Here is a 20,386-nt window from a genome sequence, read left to right on the forward strand (position 1 = left end):
CGGCTCACTCCCGGGGTGCCGCGACCCGCCGGAACTCGATCGTGTCGTACGCCGTCCGCGTCCCCGTCTCGTACAGCACGCCCACCGTGCTCCTGTCCACCTGCACCAGGTCCGAGTAGGCCGCCTTCCGGCCGGACAGGGTGAGGAGCTTGTCGAAGCTGATGCCCTCGTCCGCGCTGGTCCACAGGGCCATGGCCTGGCGGGCCGTCGGGATCGAGGGGGCGGAGAAGAGCAACGGGGCTTCGAAGCCCTGGAGTTGGAGGACCGAGGCTTCGACCACCGGGACCCGGCGCAGGGTCGGCTGGACGGTGTACTGCGCGTCCAGGGTCTCCGCGCCGTCGCTCGACCAGGCGTTGAGGCGGTTGCCGGGGCTGCTGCCGTTCTGGTCGCGGGCGTTGAAGTAGAGGCGGCCGTCGGGAAGTTGGGCGGCGGTGGTCTCGTTGGGGTTGTCGCGGCCGGTGTAGGAGCCGTCGACGAAGCCGAGGTGCCAGCTGCGGCCGCCGTCGTCGCTGTAGATCGCGTGACCGCCGTAGTACCTGGCCTCCCGGCCGGTGTCGGAGGAGCCGGGACGCGGCGTTCCGGAGTGGTCGGCGGCGACGACCAGACGGCCGCGGTGCGGTCCCTCGGTGACGGCGACGGCATGGCCGGGACCGGTGGCGTACCAGCGCCAGCCCGAAGGTTTCACCTGCGCCGTGATCTCCCGCGGGGCGGTGAAGGACCGGCCGTCGCTCCGGCTGCGCTGCACGAACACCCGGCGGCTCTGCTCCTTGGTGACCTGGCCGCGCATGATCTGCGCCTCGCTCACCGAGCCGTCGTTGTAGGAGGTCACCAGGACGATGTCGCCGGTGCGCGGGTCGACCACGGGTGCCGGGTTGCCCCGGGTGTTCCCCTTACCGTCGGCCACCACCTGGAGCGGGCTCCAGGTGCAGCCGCCGTCGGAGGAACGCCGCAACACGACGTCGATGTCACCGCTGTCGCCGGTGGTGCTGTGCCGGCCCTCGGCGAAGGCGAGCAGGGTGCCGTGCCAGGTGCGCACGACGGCCGGGATGCGGTACTGGGCGTAGCCGCCCTCGCCGGACACATACGGCACGGCGGACTCGCAGGTCGCCGCCCAGGCCCTGGGTTCGACGGTGAACGCCCCCAGCAGCAGGGCGGCGGCGAGGGAGATCCGGCTCACACGGGTCACAGGAGACACATGGCTCACCCTTCCATGTTCCTCCCCGCCGCCCCCATCGCACGCCCGCAACGGCCAAACGGGTCACCTGGATTGGCACTCCGTCAGTTTCCGTGGGGCGGTCGGGGGCTCAGGAAGGGGTGCGGGCCGCCGCCAGCAGGCGGGTCACGTCGTCGGCGCAGATGGTCAGGGCCGCGCCGACCGTGCCGAGGACCTCGCGTTCGGCGTTGGTGTAGGGGCCGTCGGCGAGCGCGATCCGGGCGGCCTGGAGGAGCAGGGACTCGCGGCCGGCCGGGGCGAGGTGCGGGGCCAGCGGGTCGAGGGCCTCGTGCAGTTCTATCGCGAGGCTCGCACCGCCCGGCTGCTCGAAGACCCGGCCGGTGTCGGCGGCGAGCGCGTCGACGAGCGCGCTCAGCTGCTCCTCCGTGACGTCCTCGAAGCCGGCCGCGCGGACCGCTGCCGCGGCCGCCTCCAGGGACGCGCGGGCACAGGCGCCGCCCGCCGCGAGGACGGCGAGGGCGACGGTGTGCACGGCATCGCGGAGCATCGCCGAGAAGCGTGAGGTGGTCGGGTGGTCGAGGACGTCGGTGCCGAAGTGGTGACGGCAGGCGGCGCACTCCACGACCGGCCCGGTGGTGCCGCGCGGCAGCACCGGCACGCCGAGCAGGGTGAAGCGGCGGCGGCCGGTGAGCCGCTGGTAGTTGCGGTCGCCTCCACAGCCGGGGCAGAAGAACTCGCCGTCGCCGACGGGCGTCCATGCGGTGCGGGTGCCCAGAATGCGGGCAGGCCTGGCGGTTCGGCCGTCTCGTCCCCGTACTGGCAGCACGTCGCACCTCCTTAACGCCGTGGCAACATCGCCACCGCTGGCGTGATGTTAGCCACATCGGTGAGGTGGAGTCAGTACCCCGTACGAGACCTTTCCGTGACCTCCACGGCCGGATGGCCGGTATACGACGGGACCCTGATCGCCGTACTGCACGATCAGGGCCCCTAAACCGCCGGTCAGAGCGGTTATCGCGTCGCTCGGTTGACGGCGGACACGACCGCCTTCAGCGACGCACGCGTCGTGTTCGCGTCGATGCCGATCCCCCACAGAACCTTGTCGCCGATCGCGCACTCGATGTAGGAGGCGGCCTGCGCGGAGGCACCCTCGCTCATCGTGTGCTCCTGGTAGTCCAGGAGCCGCACGTCGATCCCCAGCCCCTGCAGCGCGTCGAAGAACGCGGAGATCGGGCCGTTGCCCGAGCCGGTCAGGACGGTGTCCTCGCCGTCGACGGTGGCCTCGACGGTGAGGGTGTCCACCCCGTCGGTGTCGGTGGTCGACTGACCCGTCTTCACCTGGACACGGCCCCAGGGGTTCTCCGGGTTCGGCAGGTACTCGTCCTGGAAGACCGCCCAGATGGCGGAGCCGGTGACCTCGCCGCCCTCGGCGTCCGTCTTCGCCTGGATGAGCTTGGAGAACTCGATCTGCATCCGGCGCGGCAGGTCCAGCTTGTGGTCGTTCTTCAGGACGTAGGCGACACCGCCCTTGCCGGACTGCGAGTTGACCCGGATGACCGCCTCGTAGGAGCGGCCGACGTCCTTCGGGTCGATCGGCAGGTACGGCACGGCCCACTCGATGTCGTCGACGGTGACGCCCTTCGCGGCCGCGTCGGCCTCCATGGCGTCGAAGCCCTTCTTGATGGCGTCCTGGTGGGAGCCGGAGAAGGACGTGTAGACCAGGTCGCCCACGTACGGGTGGCGCGGGTGGACCTCCATCTGGTTGCAGTACTCCCACGTACGACGGATCTCGTCGATGTCGGAGAAGTCGATCTGCGGGTCGACGCCCTGCGAGAACAGGTTCATGCCCAGGGTGACCAGGTCGACGTTGCCGGTGCGCTCGCCCTGCCCGAACAGGCAGCCCTCGACCCGGTCGGCGCCGGCCATCAGCGCCAGCTCGGCGGCGGCGACGGCCGTACCGCGGTCGTTGTGCGGGTGGACGGACAGCACGACGTGCTCACGGCGGGAGAGGTTGCGGTGCATCCACTCGAAGCGGTCCGCGTGCGTCGACGGCGTCGAACGCTCCACGGTGGCCGGCAGGTTGAGGATGATCTCGCGGCCCGGACCCGGCTGGTAGACGTCCATGACCGCCTCGCAGACCTCCAGCGCGAAGTCCAGCTCGGTGTCGGTGAAGATCTCCGGGGAGTACTGGTAGCCGAACTCCGTCTCCGGGCCCAGCAGCTTCTCGGCGTACTCCATCACCAGGCGGGTGCCGTCGACGGCGATCTGCCTGATGTCGTCCTTGGAGCCGCGGAACACCACCCGCCGGAAGACCGGCGCCGTGGCGTTGTACAGGTGCACGGTGGCCCGCCGGGCGCCCTTCAGCGACTCCACGGTCCGCTCGATCAGGTCCTCGCGGGCCTGGGTCAGCACGGAGATCGTGACGTCGTCGGGGATCGCGCCCTCTTCCTCGATGATCGAGCGTACGAAGTCGAAGTCGGTCTGGCCGGAGGCGGGGAAGCCGACCTCGATCTCCTTGTAGCCCATCTTCACCAGCTGGTCGAACATCCGGCGCTTGCGCTCGGGCGACATCGGGTCGATCAGGGACTGGTTGCCGTCGCGCAGGTCGGTGGAGAGCCAGCGGGGAGCGGCGGTGATGCGCTGCTGGGGCCAGGTGCGGTCCGGGATGTCGACCTGCTCGTAGCGGCCGTACTTGTGGATCGGCATGGTGGTGGGCTGCTGGCGGTTCGCCATGATCGCGGGGCTCCTCAGGATGTCCGGAAGGACGGCCGACGACGCAACACGAAGCTCCGCGGGGAGGGAGTCGACCTGGACTACAGGCCCTCGCCGCGGCAGCTAAGAAGAAGCAGCCCGAAACGCATGATGCTCCGCATGCTAGTCGAGCCCCTTCGAACGCGGGGCGCCGTATCAGTATGCGGGACCGTGGGGACGAACAGGACAAAACGTGCGCCATACCACTCCCCCTCACACAGGGTCATCAATTGTCGCGGTATTTCACCAATCATGGTTGCGAGTAGTGACAGTCGAGTGACTCAGTGCGAGGGTGCGGTGCATGACGACCAACGGGGGCTCTGAGCCCGTCATCCGCCGCACGCCCGTTTTCTGCGGGATCGTGCCGCCGCACATCCTCGACCAGCTCGCCCAGCACGAGGACGGCGCGCTCGCCGACTCCGCGCTGCGCACCCTGCAGCACGACTCCGCGGCCCGCACCCGCCGCCGGGTCACCGCCGTGCGCACCCTCACCGCCGTCGCCGCCCCGGCGGCCCCGGACAGCGCGCCGCGCCGCACCGTCTACGACGCCGGGCACGGCACCGACCTGCCCGGCACCAAGGTCCGCGAGGAGGGCTCCGAGCCCGGCCAGGACGCCAGCGTCAACCGCGCCTACGCCGGCCTCGGCGCCACCTTCGACCTCTACCTGAAGGCGTACGAGCGCGACTCCATCGACGGCAACGGACTCGCGCTCGACGCGAGCGTGCACTACGACCGCGACTACGACAACGCCTTCTGGAACGGCGAGCAGATGGTGTTCGGCGACGGCGACGGCCAGATCTTCACCGACTTCACCAGCTCCGTCGACGTCATCGGCCACGAGCTCACGCACGGCGTCACCCAGTACACGGCCAACCTGGAGTACTACGGCCAGTCCGGCGCCCTCAACGAGTCGGTCTCGGACGTCTTCGGCTCGCTGATCAAGCAGTACTCCCTCGGCCAGAGCGCCGACCAGGCGGACTGGCTGATCGGCGAGGGCCTGCTCGCCCCGGGCGTGCGCGGGGTGGCCCTGCGCTCGATGAAGGCCCCGGGTACCGCGTACGACGACCCCCGCCTCGGCAAGGACCCGCAGCCCGCGACCATGGCGGGGTACGTCAGGACCAACCGGGACAACGGCGGGGTGCACATCAACTCCGGCATTCCCAACCACGCCTTCTACCTGCTCGCCACCGCCCTCGGCGGCAACGCCTGGGAGCGGGCCGGGTGGATCTGGTACGACGTGCTCACCGGCGGCGAACTGGGGTCGGACGCCCGCTTCACGGACTTCGCGAAGCTCACCGTGGCGGCGGCCAAGGCCCGCTTCGAGGAGGGCGAGGAGACCGAGGCGGTTCTCAAGGCGTGGGCCCAGGTGGGTGTGCAGACCGGCTGATCCCGTACTACACAGGGACCCATGCGTATTCAGGTGAGGCGTACGGGTGGGTTCGCGGGCATCGAGCGGCGGGCCGAGGTGGACACCTCGGGGCGGCCCGACGCCCATGAGTGGCAGGCCCTGGCCGAGCACGCGCTCGCGGCCGGCCAGGGCACGCCGCCGCCCGGGGTGCCGGACGGGTTCGCGTACCGGATCACGGTGGACGGGCGGACGGTGTACGCGGCCGATCCGCGGCTGACCTCCGAGCAACGGGAGCTGATCTCAAGGGTGTTGAAGGAGGGCGCCTAACCGGCACCGGTAACGGGTAGTTCACGTCCGGACGTTGACTTCTGTTACTGCTGGTAAGGATGATCCCGGCCATGGCGACTGACGCGGACCGTCCGATACCCCGTTTCCCCGGTTTCCCCGACGACTTCCTGTGGGGTGTGTCGACCTCGGCCCACCAGATCGAGGGCGCGGCCGACGAGCGCGAGCCCTCCGTGTGGGACGTGTTCTCGGCCGAGCCGGGCCGGATCAAGGACGGCTCGACGGCGGCGGTGGCCTGCGACCACTACCACCGCCACCGCGAGGACGTGGTCCTGCTGGCCGGCCTCGGCGTGGACGCGTACCGCTTCTCGGTCTCCTGGCCGCGGGTGCGCTCGGCGGGCGGCCTGGACTTCTACGACCGCCTCGTGGACGAGCTGTGCGCGGCGGGCGTACGACCGGTCCCCACCCTCTTCCACTGGGACCTGCCGACAGCTCTGCAAGAGGCGGGCGGCTGGCTGGAGCGGGACACCGCCGCCCGGTTCGCCGACCACGTCTCCACGGTCGCGGACCGGCTCGGGGACCGGGTGCAGAAGTGGATCACCCTCAACGAGCCCGCCGAACACACCCTGTTCGGCCACGCCCTGGGCGCCCACGCCCCCGGCGAGCAGCTGATGTTCGACGCGCTCCCGGTCGCCCACCACCAGCTCCTCGCCCACGGCCTGGCCGTACGGGCGCTGCGCGCGGCGGGCGCCGCCGACATCGGCATCGCCAACTCCCACGGCCCCACCTGGCCGGCCTCCCGGGAGCAACCGGACCTGGAGGCGGCCGGCTTCTACGACCTCCTCCTCAACCGCCTGTTCGCGGAACCCGTTCTGCTGGGCGAGTACCCGGAGGGCATGGGCGACCTGATGCCGGGCGACGTCGCCGCGGACCTGAAGGTGATCTCCGAGCCGCTCGACTGGTACGGCGTCAACTACTACGCCCCGACGAAGGTGGGCGCCCCGCAGGGCACCGAGATCGAGTTCGGCGGACTCACCCTTCCCGCCGAACTCCCCTTCTCCGTCCAGGACATCGAGGACGTGCCGGTCACGGACTTCGGCTGGCCGGTGGTCCCGGAGGGCCTGACGGAACTCCTCACCGGATTCCGGGACCGCTACGGCGACCGGCTCCCGCCGATCGTCATCACCGAGAACGGCTGCTCCTACGAGGGCGTCGACGACCAGGCGCGTATCGCCTACCTGGACGGTCACATCCGGGCGCTGCACCGGGCGGCGGAGGCCGGCGTGGACGTGCGCGGCTACTTCGTCTGGTCGCTGCTGGACAACTTCGAGTGGGCGGAGGGGTACGCGCGCCGCTTCGGCCTGGTCCACGTGGACTACGACACCCAGGTACGGACGCCGAAGTCGTCGTACGGCTGGTTCCGGGACCTGCTCCGGGCACAGAAGAGCCAGGCGCAGGGGTCCCGGGCGCAGAGATCCCAGGCGCGGGGATGACGACGACGGGGGCGCCGGCCGCGCTGGCGGAACCGGCCGAGAAGGTCGGCCGGGGCTGGACGTCGGCGCTCTCCCTCGCCAACGGGGCGATCTGGGTGGGCTGGTACGGCCCCCTGCAGATCCTCCTGGCCTCCCAGGCCAAGGACTTCGCACCCGGCTCCGGGATGTCCAAGGAGACGATGCTGGCGTGGGTGACCGCCGTGGGCGCGGTGGTGTCGCTGGCTGCGAACCCGGTCTTCGGCGCGCTGTCGGACCGTACGGCGTCCCGCTGGGGCCGCCGTACGCCGTGGATCGTCGCCGGCACGGCGGGCGGGGCGCTGTCGCTGCTGCTGCTCGCGGGCGCCGGCGGCATGGGGACGATGATGCTGGGCTGGTGCCTGGTCCAGCTGACGCTGAACGCGGCCTTCGCGGCCGTCACGGCGGCCGTGCCGGACCGGGTGCCGAGGAGCCAGCGGGGTTCGGTGGGCGGCTGGCTGGGAGCCGCCCAGATCCTCGGGGTGGTCGGCGGCACGGGGCTGGCGACGGCCGCCGGGGGCGTCGGGGCGGGCTATGTGGCGTGCGCGGTGTTCACGACGGCCGGCGTGCTGCCCTACGTGCTCCGGTACCAGGATCTGCGGCTGGCCCCGGAGGACCGGCCGCCCTGGTCCTGGCGGGCCTTTCTCGCCGGGTTCTGGCTGAGCCCGCGCCGGTACCCCGACCTGGGCTGGGCGTGGCTGACCCGGTTCCTGATCAACCTCAGCAACGCCCTGGTCCTGCTGTACCTGCTCTACTACCTCCGCGACCGCCTCCACTACTCCGACCCCGACCAGGGTGTGCTGATCCTGACGGCGGTGAACGGGCTGACGCTGATGGCGACGGTCGTGGTCGGCGGGGTCTGGTCGGACCGGGTGGGGCGGCGCAAGCCGTTCGTGGTCTGGTCGGGGATGCTGATGGCGGCGGCGACGGCGCTGCTGGCGGCATGGCAGACCTGGCCGGGGGCGATCGTCGCGGCGGCCTTCCTGGGCATCGGCTTCGGCGTGTTCACCTCGGTCGACTTCGCCCTGATGACGGACGTCCTGCCGAAGGCCCTGGACCGCGGCAAGGACCTCGGCGTCATCAACGTGGCCAACGCCCTGCCCCAGGTGGCGGCACCCGCCCTCGCCGCACCGATCGTGACGTACCTGGGCGGCTACCGGGTGCTCTACCTGGCGGCGGCGGTGATCGGACTGGCGGGGGCGGGCCTGGTGGGGCGGATCCGGGGAGTCGACTAGCCGCTCGGCCGCTCACAGGGCTCCGGCGTCGCGGGCGGTCCAGACGGTCGGGTGGATCGGCCGGAAGCCGAGGTCCCGGCGGATCTTCTGGTTGGACATGATCCCGAACCAGGGATCGGGGTCGGTGTGGGTGTGCAGGTCCGCGGGCACGTCAAGGCCGTTGAGCCGGTACAGCTCCACGGTCGTGACGGGGGCGTCGTCGGCGATGTTGTAGAGCGGGCCGTTCACCGCCGGGGCGTACAGCAGACGCATCAGGCCCTGGCCGACATCCGCGTGGTGGGCCATCTGGAGCCGCTGGGCGGGCGCCCAGTTCGCGGCCCAGCGCAGGACGTCGACGAGGTGAGGGTCTCCTTCGCCGTAGACGAACGGCAGCCGCCCGATCCGCACCTCCATCCCGCCCTCCAGCGCGAGCAGTTCCCGCTCCGCGACCGCCTTGGACTCCGCGTACGCACCCCACAGCTCACCGCCGGGCCGGCTCTCGTCGTCCTCGGTGAGCGGACGGCCGCGCCCGATGCCGTACACGTTCCCGGTGCTGACCTGCACGAACCGTCGTACGCCGGCCGAGACCGCGGCCCTCCCCAGGGCCACCGCCGCGTCCCGGTTGACGGCCCAGGCCTCCTCGTCGGGCACCCCGCGGAAGGAGGCCGCGACGTTCACGACGGCGTCCACCCCGGCGACGGCCTTGCCGAGCGCCTCCTCGTCCCGCAGGTCCCCGACGACGACCTCGGCGCCCAGCCCGGCGAACGGCTCCCCACGGGCCGCGTCCCGCACGAGCACCCGCACCTGCTCCCCGGGCCGGGTCTGGGTGAGCAGCCGCGGCACGAACCGCCGTCCGACCTGCCCCGTCGTACCGGTGACAAGAGTGATCACGGTCTTCTCCTTCGCCTCTAGCGCTTCCTGCGCTTCCTTCGCGCCGGTGCCACCAGCCTCGGCCTCCTCGGAGACGGCCGGGAGAGACCTCCCGATCAGGGGATCGGCACTCCCTGGATAAGCCGGGCGCCCCGGGCCACCCTGGAGGGGTGAACCGCCCCGAACTGGCCGACTTCCTGCGCCACGCCCGCACCCGCCTGGACCCCGCCGACGTGGGCCTGGCCCCCGGCGCCCGCCGCCGCACCCCCGGCCTGCGCCGCGAGGAGGTGGCGTCCCTGGCAGGCATGTCGGCGGACTACTACACCCGCCTCGAACAGTCCCGGGGCCCGCGCCCCTCCCGCCAGATGCTGACGGCGATGGCCCGCGCGCTGCGCCTGACGGAGGACGAACGCGATCACCTGTTCCACCTGGCCGGCGAAGAACCGCCGCGCCGGGAGGCGACGAGCACCCACGTCCGTCCCGGCCTCCTCCTGGTCCTGGACCGGCTGCACGACACCCCGGCGCTGGTGACGACCGACTACGGCGAGGTCCTGGCCCAGAACGCGCTGTCGCGGGCGCTGAGCGGCGACGTCCTGGCCCGGCCGCCGCGCGAACGCAACCTGCTCCGCCGCTACTTCCTGGACCCTTCGGCCCGCGACCTGTTCCCGCCGGAGGACCGCCCGGCACACACCCGGGACCACGTCGCGGGCCTCCGGGCGGTGGCCGCGGGCCGCCCCGCCGACCCGGTCCCCGCCGCCCTCGTCGCGGAACTCCTCGCGGGCAGCGACGAGTTCGCCCGCCTCTGGGCCGAACACGAGGTGTCGGTGCGGCGCGCGACCACCAAGCGCTTCCTGCACCCCACGGTCGGCCTCCTGGAACTGGACTGCGAGGTCCTCCTCAACGCCGACACCCACCAGCAACTCGTCATCCACACGGCCCGCCCGGGCACGGACTCCCACGAACGCCTGCAACTGCTACGGGTGGTGGGCCTGCAGGACATGACACCGAGCCGCACTTGACCCACCCGATACCTGGCCACGGTCGTCGAGCTGCCGGATGGCGCCTCGTGGCGCTACACGTACGACGAACGGGGCAACTGCACGGCGATCATCGATCCGACGGGCGCAGCCGACCGGGCCGTCTACACGCAGACGGGACATCTCGCCGCGGTCGTCGACGCTCTCGGACACACGACCACCGTCGAGTGCGATGCCGCGGGGCTGCCCCTGCGGATCACGGACGCCGTCGGCGCCGAGGTGGTCTGGACCCGCGACGTCGTGGGACGGCCCGTGGAGATCGTCGACGAGGCGGGGCACTCCACCCGCTTCACCTGGTCCCCGGAAGGCAAGCTGCTCCGGCGGGCCGCGGCGGACGGCGCGGCCGAGACCTGGACCTACGACGGTGAGGGCAACTGCACCTCGCACACGGACCGGTCCGGTCACCTCTCCCGTTTCGAGTACACGCACTTCGACCTGCTCACGGCACGCATCGCTCCCGACGGCACCCGGCACGAGTTCGCCTACGACTCCTCGCTGCGCCTCACCGGCGTCGTCAACCCCCTCGGCATGACATGGAGTTATGCCTACGACCAGGCAGACCGCCTCGTGTCGGAGACGGACTTCGACGGCCGCACGGTGACATACACGCACCACTCCGCTGCGTTTTCCCGGTCAGTACTTCGACCCGGAATCCGGGCCCCCAACCCGATGGCCTACGTCACCAACCCCGACACATGGAGCGACCATCTGGGGCTCTCCCCGGAGGAATGCACACAGTCCATCTTCAAGGCGCCAGGGCGGAAACTGGGCGAGCAGCAGGAGAAATACGGATACCGTGAGGCCGACTTCCCCGGCGATCCGGACGCCCCCGACTACAGCTACCCCAACGGTAGGGTGCACTTCGCGAAGGAGCGGCACGTTGCCGAGAAATATGCGAAATCCTACGGTGAGGGCGTCATAGAGATAAAGATTCCGAAATCCGAGTACGCCGCCAAGTACGAGAAGTACGAGCGGAACTACGAAGGCGGACCGGAAAAGGAACTGGAAATACCGAACAACGTCGTCGAAGATCTGAATCAATATCCGAGGGTGCGGCACAGGTGAGCGGTGAAGAGATGTGGGAAGCGGCGAAGCGGCGTTACCCCCTGGGGGGTGCCGCCAGGGGCAGGGTGAAGGACCGGTTCCCGTTCGGGGTGTTCCTCGAACTCGACGACGCCCCGGGGGTCAACGGATTCGTCGACCTCCTGTCGTACAACCCCGACGGCACGATCAACGACCCGGAGGCGCCGCCCGCGCCGCTCCCCGAGGTCGGGGAGACCGTGGAGGGGACCGTGGCCATGCACGTGGACCGCGACCGGCAGATCCGGATCCGGGTCGGCGCCCCTTTCTGGGAGGCGTGACCGGGCCCGGAGACCCTGCCTCCGTCCGTGGCGCGGGGGTTCCCGCGCCCGCCCCCCGCCGCCCTCAGAACCCCAGCCGCCGCAACTGCTTCGGATCCCGCTGCCAGTCCTTCGCCACCTTCACGTGCAGGTCCAGGAAGACCGGCGTGCCGAGCAGTGCCTCGATCTGCTTGCGTGACTTGATGCCGACCTCCTTCAGGCGCGTGCCCTTGGGGCCGATGACGATGCCCTTCTGGCTGGGGCGCTCGATGTAGAGGTTGGCGTGGATGTCCAGGAGGGGCTTGTCGGCGGGGCGGTCCGGGCGGGGGAGCATCTCCTCGACGACGACGGCGATGGAGTGCGGCAGTTCGTCGCGGACGCCCTCCAGGGCCGCCTCACGGATCAGTTCCGCGATCATGACCTGCTCGGGCTCGTCCGTGAGGTCGCCCTCGGGGTAGAGGGCCGGGCCCTCGGGCAGGAGCGGGACGAGGAGGTCGGCCAGCAGGCTCACCTGCTGGTCACCGACCGCCGACACCGGCACGATCTCGGCCCACTCGAAGCCCAGCTCCTTGCCCAGCTGGTCGATGGCGATCAGCTGCTCGGCGAGGGTCTTGGAGTCGACCAGGTCGGTCTTGGTGACGACCGCGATCTTCGGGGTCTTGCGGATCCCGGCCAGTTCCTTGGCGATGAAGCGGTCACCGGGGCCGATCTTCTCGTTCGCCGGCAGGCAGAAGCCGATCACGTCGACCTCGGCCCAGGTGGTGCGGACCACGTCGTTGAGGCGCTCGCCGAGCAGCGTGCGCGGCTTGTGCAGGCCCGGGGTGTCGACCAGGATCAGCTGCGCGTCCGGCCGGTGCACGATGCCGCGTACCGTGTGCCGCGTGGTCTGCGGCTGGTTCGCGGTGATCGCCACCTTCTGCCCGACCAGAGCGTTCGTGAGGGTGGACTTGCCCGCGTTGGGGCGCCCGACGAAACAGGCGAAGCCCGCCCGGTGGGCGGCCTCCGGCGATTCCGACGGCTCGGTGGACTGGCTGCGAACGCTCATGGCCCCCATTCTCCCTGATCCACGAGACCCCGCCGCACCGTGAGATTTCGGTAACCCAGCGGCAACGAAACGTCACGGAAACACGTCCGTACGCGGCCGGAAACGCGTTCCGGTGAATCTCTGACGAGCCCCCACGACGTTGGAGACGCCCGTGATCCTCTCCGCCGCGCACGCCGACACCGGCGACACCGCCTGGCTGCTCGCCGCCACCGCCCTGGTCCTGCTGATGACCCCGGGCCTGGCCCTGTTCTACGGCGGCATGGTCCGCACGAAGAGCGTCCTCAACATGCTGATGATGAGCTTCGTGTCGATCGCGCTGGTGACGGTGGTGTGGCTGGCGGGCGGGTACTCGCTGGCCTTCGGGGAGGACGTCGGGGCGGGACTCGTGGGCGGGCTGCGGCACGCCGGGATGCACGGGATCGGGCCGGACAGCGTGCAGGGCACCGTCCCCACCCTCCTCTTCGCCACCTTCCAGCTCACCTTCGCGATCATCACGGCCGCGCTGATCAGCGGTGCGGTCGCGGACCGGGCGCGGTTCGGGGCGTGGCTGGTGTTCGTGCCGGTGTGGGCGCTGCTGGTATACGTTCCGGTGGCGCACTGGGTGTGGGGCCCGGGTGGCTGGATCGTGCGGCACCTCGGCGCCCTGGACTTCGCCGGCGGCCTGCCCGTCGAGATCACCTCCGGCGCCTCCGGCCTGGCCCTGTGCCTGGTCCTGGGCCCGCGGCTCGGGTTCAAGAAGGACGCGATGCGCCCGCACAACCTCCCGATGGTCATCCTGGGCGCCGGCCTGCTCTGGTTCGGCTGGTTCGGCTTCAACGCGGGCAGCGCGCTCGGCGCCAACGGTCTCGCGGCCGCCGCCTTCCTCAACACCATGGCCGCCGGCTGCACGGGCCTGCTGGGCTGGCTCTTCGTCGAGCAGAAGCGGGACGGCCACCCCACCACCCTGGGCGCGGCCTCCGGCGCCGTCGCCGGCCTGGTCGCGATCACCCCGTCCTGCGGCTCGGTCTCGCTGCTCGGCGCGCTGGTCGTCGGTCTCGCCGCGGGCGTGGTCTGCTCGTACGCGGTCTCCTGGAAGTTCCGGCTGAACTACGACGACTCGCTCGACGTCGTCGGCGTTCACCTGGTCGGCGGAGTCATCGGCACCCTCCTCATCGGCCTGTTCGCGGAGCGGGCCATGACCGGCGGCGCCGAGGGCCTCTTCTACGGCGGCGGGCTCGCCCAGCTCGGCAGGCAGGCGGTGGCGGTGGCGGCCGTGGCGGCGTACGCCTTCACCGTGACGTACGGCCTCGGCAAGCTGCTGGACAGGACGCTGGGCTTCCGGGCGAGCGAGGAGCAGGAGCACACCGGCCTGGACCTTACGGTGCACGCCGAGACGGCTTACGATCACGGGGTCCTGGGCCACGGCGCCCCGGTCAGCGCGTCCGTCCTCCCCTCCGCCCAGAAGGTCAAGACCCGCCCATGAAGCTCGTCACCGCGATCGTCAAGCCCTACCGTCTCGAGGCGGTGAAGACCGCTCTCCAGGAGATCGGGGTGCACGGCCTGACCGTGACCGAGGCCAGCGGGTACGGCCGGCAGCGCGGCCACACCGAGGTGTACCGCGGTGCCGAGTACCAGGTCGACCTGGTCCCCAAGGTCCGGATCGAGGTCGTCGTCGAGGACGCCGACTCCGAGCCGGCGATCGAGGCGATCGTCAAGGCCGCGCGGACGGGGAAGATCGGGGACGGGAAGGTGTGGGCACTGCCGGTGGAGACGGTCGTACGGGTGCGGACGGGCGAGCGCGGCCCCGACGCCCTCTGAGCAGCCGCGGCAGACCACGGCCCCGGCGGGCCCGGGCGAGCAGCACGCCGCCCGCCACCCCGGCGACGAAGGCCAGCCCCACCACGAGCCACGGCAGCGCGAGGAACGACGTGCTCGCCGACTCCCTGGTGCCGGTCGCGCTGGCCGTCAACGTCACGTCGCCCCAGTCGAGTTGGGGCGCGTCCCGCCAGGGCGCGGTGAGCCGCACCCGCTCCCCCGGCAGCAGCTCGGAGGGGACGCCGGTGAGGTCGCGGCTGAGCAGCGTACGGCCGAAGAGCCCCTCGGCCCGCAGCCGCACCCGGGGGTTCAACGTCACGTTCCCCGTGTTGTGCAGGGTGTAGGAGACGGTGGCCGTGCTGTCGCCGAGGCCGGGCACCAGCGGCTGGTGATGGGTGAGGTGCACGTGCTCGACGGCGACGGCCGGGAGCGTCGGCCCGCTCACCCGCAGATAGACCCGGGCACCGACGGCCCGCTGCACACCGAGCGCGAGGGAGCCGGCCCCCGGATCGACGCGCTCGTCCAGTGCCACGATCGCCCCCGGATGGTCACCGGGTTCGGCGCCCCGGGGCACCCGCAGGGTGAAGGCAACGGTGACCGTCCTGTGCGGCGCCACGGTGACCCGCGCCTTCGCGATGCTCGCCCAGGCCCCCACGCCCCGCATCTTCTCCTTCACCGTGCGGACGGCGAACCCGCCGTCCCGCGCGGTGTTGTAGGCGTCGGCCGCGTACAGCCGGAAGGTGAGCGGTTCGCCGGTCTTGTTGGCGACGGCCAGCCTGTCGGTGATCGTCTGCCCGGGGTCGAGGGAGAGGTAGAAGTACGGCCGCGCCGCGATCTTGGAGGCGACCGGGTAGACGGACCAGCTGCCGTTGTCGGCGGCGTGCGCGGGAGCCGCCGTGCAGAGGAGTCCGAGGAGCAAACTCAGGAGGAGGACATACGGCTTGACGCGACGCATGGGTGCGGACCCCCGGTCGGAAGCGGGTCGGGTGACGACCGGGTCTTTCATGCAGGCCCGGTCGCCACGGGGGAGTTGGATCAGGTGAGGGTCAGGGTCAGGACTCCGGAGTACGACCCCGGAGGCGTGAACGCCGGTACGTCCAGGGAGAGTCCGGCGCCGACGGTGAACTCACCGCCGGTGACGGTGGAGTCCGGGGTCGACGCGAGGGTCGCTCCGGAACCGCCGACGGCGCCCGCGGAACCGGCCGCGCAGGTGCTCGGGCTGCCCGCCTTGGTCGCGCAGGACGGGGTCCAGCTGAGCTTCCCGGCGTCGATCTTGGCGCCGGGACCGGTGAAGTCGGTGACCTTGCCGGTGAGCGACCAGCCGGCCGGGCCGCCGCGGAAGTCCTTGACGGTGACGGTCTGCAGGCTGCCCGTCGACGCCCCGCCCTGACCGAAGTCGACCGCCGACAGCGCGACGGAGTCCCCGGCCTGGGACATGGACAGGGTCCCCGCCTTGACGGTGGTCGTCAGTTTCTGGCTTCCGGCCGGCACCGGCGTGGTGTCGTTGACGACGTAGGCGGCCGGACCGGCCCCCGCCGTGTCGCTCCACGCGCTGCCCTCGTACGCCACGATCCCGCTCGTCGTCTTGTCGTTGACGGTGAGCGGGGCGCTGAAGGAGCCGTCGGAACCCGCGGTCGCGGTGGCCGTGTCCGCGGTCTGGCTGGACCCGGACCGCCCGGCCAGCGTCACACTCGCGCCCGGCGTGAAGTTCCGGCCGCTGACGGTCACGCTGTCACCGGGGTTCCCGGAGGCCGAACTCAGGCTGATGGCACGGTTGTTGACCGGGGTCGAGTCGGTCGCCGTGACGGTCTCCGACACCGGGGCGGGCGGGTTGGTGACCGTGCAGGGGGTGTCCAGCTCCAGGATGTAGCTGGTGTGGATGTTGTAGTCGCCGGGCGAGAGGGTGATGGCACCCGGCGAGGTGACGGTGAACGTCCCCGTCATGGAGAACGACGGGAAGGTCCCGTACCCGGGCACCGGATCGTTCTTCTTCGGCCCGGTCACCGTGACGTCCCCGCTCTGCGCCCCGCCCAGGGTGACCTTCCCGGTCGGCGTCATGATGTCGGCCGGCAGGGCGAGGGCGGTGGGGTTGTTGGCGGCGGGCGTGACCACGGTGTAGGTCACGGTGACCGTGTCGCCGACCTTGGGGGTGGTGTCGTCCACCGAGATGCTCGCGGTGGTGGTGCCGTCGATCGGCGGGAGGCCCGCGACCGCGGGCGGGATGCAGTGCGTGGCGAAGTCGACGTTCGTCCCGGCGGCACCGGCCGGACAGGCCAGCGCGCCCCCCGTCGTGACCGCGAGCGCGGTCGCCCCGAACAGTGAGATCCAGCGCCACCGTCGGGATCTTCGTGATCTTGGGGGTGAACCCATGGAAGCCCCCTCCTGAGGGTTGCGGGCGCAGCGGCTCCTCTGCGCCGACAGGGGGCCATTGATGTGGAGGGCGCGTGAGAAGTCAATGGAGATGCCGCAGAAACCTGACGGTTCATCAGCTTCTGCGGCATCCGGAACGAACCCGTCAGCGGACTCAGAAGACGAACGGGCCCGGGGACTGGGCGGCGCTGGACGTACAGGTGACGGTGATGCCGAAGATGACCATCTTCAGCGAGCCGCCGTGGAAGTCGAGGCTGTCGCCGGAGGCGACGGTGCCGGGCAGCGGGCCGACGGTGACGGCACTGCCGGCCGCCATGGCCGGGTTCACGGTGCCGCTGAAGACCACGTTGCCGCCGGTGGAGTTGGCCATGGTCAGCGTGGAGGCGATGGAGTTCGCCGACAGGGCGAGCGGGGTGGTGATCGCGCTGGAGGTGAGCGTGAGGGTGGCCGAGGTACCGCTCTGGGTCGCGGTGAGGGTAGCCGCGCCGCCGCCGAAGATGCCGCAGCTGGCGGTGACGGTGGCGGTGGTCGGGGTGACGGCGGCGGCCGAGGGGGCGAAGGCCAGCGCCGTGGCGGCGAGGGCCCCCGCCGCGAGTGCCGCACCGGTGGTCAAGCGTTTCATGGAGATCGGGCTCCCTTCCCGTTGCGTGGGAATGCCATGTGGGGATGGCGACCCCGGTCCGGGTGGATGCGGGCACACCGCGGGGCCGAATCTGACGCACCATCAGAATCTGACGGCCCGTCGGAACTTACGGTCCCATTGATACGCGAGAGACAGGGACCGACAAGGTTGAAATCTGGCCGACTGCGGGGAGGGGGGCGGCGCGCGGATGACTGCGGGTGCGTGGGGGCTGGTCGCGCAGTTCCCCGCGCCCCTTTCGGGGGCGTCAGCCGTGGCGCCCCTTCAGGGGCGCGGGGAACTGCGCGAGCAACCACGACGGCGGCGCACCCGTCCACAAGCGCCCGCCCACCCGAGTCAACCAACTCCACCCCTCCCCCGACGGAGTCAGAGAACGCCTCGCTTCTCAGCGGAGCGAGTCGGGTGGGTGGGTAGGTGGGCGGGAAAGCTAGGCGGAGACGGTCAGCCGTACCGCCCCGTCCGGCCCCGCCAGCAGCACCGGCGTCCCCGGCCCCCCAAGATCCCGCACCGCCGCAAGGTCCTCGGCCGAAACGCCGTCGGCAACCGTCACGACCGCCGCCGCCTCCAGCGACTCCGCCCCCGACGCCACCGCCATCGCCACCGCCGTCCGCAGCGCGCTCAGCTTCAGCGAGGCCAGCTCCACCGTCCCCGCCACATACGTCCGCCCCGTCGAGTCCCGTACGGCCGCCCCTTCGGGCACCCCGTTGCGGGCCCGGGCCGAACGGGCCAGGGTGACGATCTTGCGGTCCTCGGGATCAAGCGCACTGCTCTCGGTCATGCCCCGAGCATACGAACAACTTGACCGGGTCAGGCACCCCGGCCACCGCGTCACGCCCGGTCGAGCCGCAGCCGCTCCGCTCTCGGCAGGCCGGCCACGACCAGGTCGTACGAGTCCTCGATCAGCTCTTCCACCAGCCGGTCGGGGAGGGCGCCGTCCACGGTCACGGTGTTCCAGTGGCGCTTGTTCATGTGGTACCCGGGGATGATCAGCCCCTCGTGGTCGGTGCGCAGCCGGACCGCGTCGTCGGGATCGCACTTGAGGTTGACCTTCAGCGGGCGGGCGTCGATCCAGCTCAGCGCGAACATCTTGCCGAGGACCTTGAAGACCGAGATGTCCGGGTTGAACGGGAAGTCCTCCTCCGCCGCGTTGAAGGAGAGGCAGCAGGCGCGGAGCCGGTCGGGGGTCACTCGGGCCCGTCCTCGGGGTCGTGGGCCACCGGCACCGGCTCCACCAGCACCGTCACGATCTTGTTCCGGCGTCCGGCGGCGGCCTCCGCGGTCAGGGCCAGTTTCCGTCCGTCGGGGAGTTCGACCTGGGCGGCGGCGCCCGCGATGGGCACCCGGCCGAGCGCCTTGGCGAGCAGTCCGCCGACGGTCTCCACGTCCTCGTCGTCGTACTCCTCGAGCCCGTACAGCTCGCCGAGGTCGGTGATGTCGAGGCGGGCGGTGACCCGGTAGCGGTCGTCGCCGAGGTCGGTGACCGGCGGGAGCTCCCGGTCGTACTCGTCGGTGATCTCGCCGACGATCTCCTCCAGGATGTCCTCGATGGTGACGATCCCGGCGGTGCCGCCGTACTCGTCGATGACGACGGCGACGTGGTTGCGTTCCTTCTGCATCTCGCGCAGCAGGTCGCCGGCGTTCTTGGTGTCGGGCACGAAGAACGCGGGCCGCATGGCGGTGGAGACCAGGTCGGACTCGGCGTCCCGGCTGATGTGCGTCTTGCGGACCAGGTCCTTGAGATACACGATGCCGACTATGTCGTCCTCGCTCTCCCCGGTGACGGGGATGCGCGAGAAGCCCGAGCGCAACGCCAGCGTCAGGGCCTGGCGGATGGTCTTGTACCGCTCGATGACCACCAGGTCGGTGCGCGGCACCATGACCTCGCGCACGAGCGTGTCACCGAGTTCGAAGACCGAGTGCACCATCCGGCGCTCCTCGTCCTCGATCAGGGACTCCTTCTCGGCGAGGTCGACCAGGGCGCGCAGTTCGGCCTCGGAGGCGAACGGGCCGCGCCGGAAGCCCTTGCCCGGGGTGAGGGCGTTTCCGATGAGGATCAGGAGATACGGGATCGGGCCCATGATCCTGGCCAGCGGCAGCAGCACGTAGGCGGCGGCCGTGGCCGTGTTCAGCGGGTGCTGACGGCCGATGGTGCGCGGGGAGACGCCGACGGCGACGTACGACACGAGCACCATCACGCCGATCGCGGCGAGCAGCGCCTCCCAGGTGGTCGGGATCTCCTGGAGGCAGGCGTAGGTCACCAGGGCCGCGGCGGCCATCTCGCAGGCGACGCGGACCAGCAGCGCCACATTGAGGTAGCGGGTGGGGTCGGCGGCGATCTGGGCGAGTTTGGCGCTGCCGCGCCGCCCGGACTTCACGGCCTCCTCGGCGCGGAAGCTGGAGACGCGGGCGATACCGGCCTCGGCGCAGGCGGCCAGCCACGCCACCACGACCAGGGCGATCGCTCCCGCGACGATCTGCGGACTCATACGTGGACGACCACCCGGCTAGGAGACCGTCGGCGCCGGGGAGGGGCCGGTCAGGCCCTTCTCCCCCCGCCAGCCGTCCACGATGGCCGCCTGCAGGCCGAACATCTCGGCCTTCTCGTCGGGCTCCTCGTGGTCGTAGCCGAGCAGGTGCAGCACGCCATGGACGGTGAGCAACTGGAGCTCCTCGTCCATGGAGTGCTGGGTGTCGGCCTCGGCACCCTGCTTGGCGGCGACCTCCGGGCAGAGCACGATGTCGCCGAGCAGCCCCTGCGGCGGCTCGTCCTCGTCCTTCGACGGCGGCCGCAGCTCGTCCATCGGGAAGGACATGACATCGGTCGGCCCGGGCAGGTCCATCCACTGGATGTGCAGCTGCTCCATGGCGTCGGCGTCCACGACGATCACCGAGAGCTCGGAGAGCGGGTGGATGCGCATCCGTGCGAGGGCGTAGCGGGCGATGTCGAGGATCGCCTGCTCGTCGACCTCGGTTCCCGACTCGTTGTTGACGTCGATCGACATGGCGCTGT

Annotated in this window: 21 protein-coding genes; 9 read left to right on the plus strand and 12 right to left on the minus strand. The window is 71.0% G+C overall.

All coding sequences use genetic code 11. From position 1 onward, the window contains the following. Positions 1-4: 4 nt before the first annotated feature. The 3 genes from ACWDGI_RS05060 to leuA all read right to left on the minus strand — a co-directional run bounded on the left by ACWDGI_RS05060 (position 5) and on the right by leuA (position 3,907). Entirely contained in the window at positions 5-1,186 is a 1,182-nt protein-coding gene (locus ACWDGI_RS05060) for a sialidase family protein (RefSeq protein ID WP_450755475.1), read from the minus strand. Between the two features lie 118 nt (positions 1,187-1,304). Beyond that, on the minus strand, positions 1,305-2,000 hold the full coding sequence (locus tag ACWDGI_RS05065; protein WP_450755477.1) for a TerB family tellurite resistance protein: 696 nt from the start codon (positions 1,998-2,000) through the stop codon (positions 1,305-1,307). A 185-nt stretch (positions 2,001-2,185) separates the two neighbouring features. Beyond that, positions 2,186-3,907, minus strand: a complete 1,722-nt coding sequence (leuA, locus tag ACWDGI_RS05070; RefSeq protein WP_450755479.1) for a 2-isopropylmalate synthase — start codon at positions 3,905-3,907, stop codon at positions 2,186-2,188. Positions 3,908-4,226: 319 nt separating this feature from the next. Here leuA and ACWDGI_RS05075 point away from each other — a divergent pair, with 319 nt between their 5' ends. From ACWDGI_RS05075 to ACWDGI_RS05090, 4 genes are read left to right on the plus strand one after another with little or no spacing between them, the layout of a single operon-like run. After that, positions 4,227-5,312, plus strand: coding sequence for a M4 family metallopeptidase (locus ACWDGI_RS05075; RefSeq protein ID WP_450755481.1), 1,086 nt, complete (start codon positions 4,227-4,229; stop codon positions 5,310-5,312). A gap of 21 nt (positions 5,313-5,333) precedes the next feature. Then, positions 5,334-5,600 (plus strand): protealysin inhibitor emfourin, encoded by a 267-nt coding sequence (locus tag ACWDGI_RS05080; RefSeq protein ID WP_450755483.1) that lies wholly within the window; start codon positions 5,334-5,336, stop codon positions 5,598-5,600. Between the two features lie 59 nt (positions 5,601-5,659). Continuing rightward, entirely contained in the window at positions 5,660-7,051 is a 1,392-nt protein-coding gene (locus tag ACWDGI_RS05085; protein WP_450755485.1) for a GH1 family beta-glucosidase, read from the plus strand. After that, positions 7,048-8,301, plus strand: a complete 1,254-nt coding sequence (locus ACWDGI_RS05090) for an MFS transporter (RefSeq protein WP_450755487.1) — start codon at positions 7,048-7,050, stop codon at positions 8,299-8,301. Before ACWDGI_RS05085 ends, ACWDGI_RS05090 begins: the two co-directional genes overlap by 4 nt. A 12-nt stretch (positions 8,302-8,313) precedes the next feature. Here the strand turns inward: ACWDGI_RS05090 and ACWDGI_RS05095 are convergent, their stop codons facing one another. After that, positions 8,314-9,171 carry an NAD-dependent epimerase/dehydratase family protein gene (locus tag ACWDGI_RS05095; RefSeq protein WP_450755489.1) on the minus strand — a complete coding sequence of 286 codons (858 nt, stop codon included), beginning with the start codon at positions 9,169-9,171 and terminating at the stop codon, positions 8,314-8,316. A 149-nt stretch (positions 9,172-9,320) separates the two neighbouring features. Between ACWDGI_RS05095 and ACWDGI_RS05100 the strand changes: the two genes are divergently transcribed. The 3 genes from ACWDGI_RS05100 to ACWDGI_RS05110 all read left to right on the plus strand — a co-directional run bounded on the left by ACWDGI_RS05100 (position 9,321) and on the right by ACWDGI_RS05110 (position 11,548). Then, positions 9,321-10,169, plus strand: coding sequence for a helix-turn-helix transcriptional regulator (locus tag ACWDGI_RS05100; RefSeq protein ID WP_450755491.1), 849 nt, complete (start codon positions 9,321-9,323; stop codon positions 10,167-10,169). A 270-nt stretch (positions 10,170-10,439) separates the two neighbouring features. Beyond that, on the plus strand, positions 10,440-11,252 hold the full coding sequence (locus tag ACWDGI_RS05105; protein ID WP_450755493.1) for a hypothetical protein: 813 nt from the start codon (positions 10,440-10,442) through the stop codon (positions 11,250-11,252). Next, the gene (locus ACWDGI_RS05110) at positions 11,249-11,548 is read left to right on the plus strand and encodes a hypothetical protein (RefSeq protein ID WP_450755494.1); all 300 of its coding nucleotides are present in this window, start codon (positions 11,249-11,251) and stop codon (positions 11,546-11,548) included. Before ACWDGI_RS05105 ends, ACWDGI_RS05110 begins: the two co-directional genes overlap by 4 nt. Positions 11,549-11,612: 64 nt before the next feature. On the opposite strand, the gene era is transcribed toward ACWDGI_RS05110, so the two are convergent. Then, positions 11,613-12,581 (minus strand): GTPase Era, encoded by a 969-nt coding sequence (era, locus tag ACWDGI_RS05115; RefSeq protein WP_450755496.1) that lies wholly within the window; start codon positions 12,579-12,581, stop codon positions 11,613-11,615. A 142-nt stretch (positions 12,582-12,723) separates the two neighbouring features. On the opposite strand from era, the gene ACWDGI_RS05120 reads away from it, so the two are divergent. Both ACWDGI_RS05120 and ACWDGI_RS05125 read left to right on the plus strand, forming a co-directional pair. After that, on the plus strand, positions 12,724-14,034 hold the full coding sequence (locus ACWDGI_RS05120; protein WP_450755498.1) for an ammonium transporter: 1,311 nt from the start codon (positions 12,724-12,726) through the stop codon (positions 14,032-14,034). Then, positions 14,031-14,369 carry a P-II family nitrogen regulator gene (locus tag ACWDGI_RS05125; protein ID WP_450755500.1) on the plus strand — a complete coding sequence of 113 codons (339 nt, stop codon included), beginning with the start codon at positions 14,031-14,033 and terminating at the stop codon, positions 14,367-14,369. Before ACWDGI_RS05120 ends, ACWDGI_RS05125 begins: the two co-directional genes overlap by 4 nt. Here the strand turns inward: ACWDGI_RS05125 and ACWDGI_RS05130 are convergent. From ACWDGI_RS05130 to ybeY, 7 genes are all read right to left on the minus strand, one after another. Beyond that, positions 14,263-15,321, minus strand: a complete 1,059-nt coding sequence (locus tag ACWDGI_RS05130; protein WP_450755502.1) for a WxL protein peptidoglycan domain-containing protein — start codon at positions 15,319-15,321, stop codon at positions 14,263-14,265. The two genes, ACWDGI_RS05125 and ACWDGI_RS05130, sit on opposite strands and share 107 nt — an antisense overlap. Before the next feature lie 80 nt (positions 15,322-15,401). Continuing rightward, entirely contained in the window at positions 15,402-16,736 is a 1,335-nt protein-coding gene (locus ACWDGI_RS05135) for a beta-xylosidase (protein ID WP_450755504.1), read from the minus strand. A 154-nt stretch (positions 16,737-16,890) separates the two neighbouring features. Beyond that, the gene (locus ACWDGI_RS05140; RefSeq protein WP_450755506.1) at positions 16,891-17,358 is read right to left on the minus strand and encodes a hypothetical protein; all 468 of its coding nucleotides are present in this window, start codon (positions 17,356-17,358) and stop codon (positions 16,891-16,893) included. Between the two features lie 445 nt (positions 17,359-17,803). Then, positions 17,804-18,154, minus strand: a complete 351-nt coding sequence (locus ACWDGI_RS05145; RefSeq protein ID WP_450755508.1) for a cytidine deaminase — start codon at positions 18,152-18,154, stop codon at positions 17,804-17,806. A 50-nt stretch (positions 18,155-18,204) separates the two neighbouring features. Then, positions 18,205-18,564, minus strand: coding sequence for an MmcQ/YjbR family DNA-binding protein (locus tag ACWDGI_RS05150; protein WP_450755510.1), 360 nt, complete (start codon positions 18,562-18,564; stop codon positions 18,205-18,207). After that, positions 18,561-19,862 (minus strand): hemolysin family protein, encoded by a 1,302-nt coding sequence (locus ACWDGI_RS05155; protein ID WP_450755512.1) that lies wholly within the window; start codon positions 19,860-19,862, stop codon positions 18,561-18,563. The genes ACWDGI_RS05150 and ACWDGI_RS05155 overlap by 4 nt, the downstream gene beginning before the upstream one ends. Positions 19,863-19,880: 18 nt before the next feature. Then, complete coding sequence (gene ybeY, locus ACWDGI_RS05160; RefSeq protein WP_351691360.1) at positions 19,881-20,378, minus strand: rRNA maturation RNase YbeY; 498 nt, start codon at positions 20,376-20,378, stop codon at positions 19,881-19,883. Positions 20,379-20,386: the final 8 nt, after the last annotated feature.

The organism is Streptomyces sp. NPDC001220, from assembly GCF_053597895.1.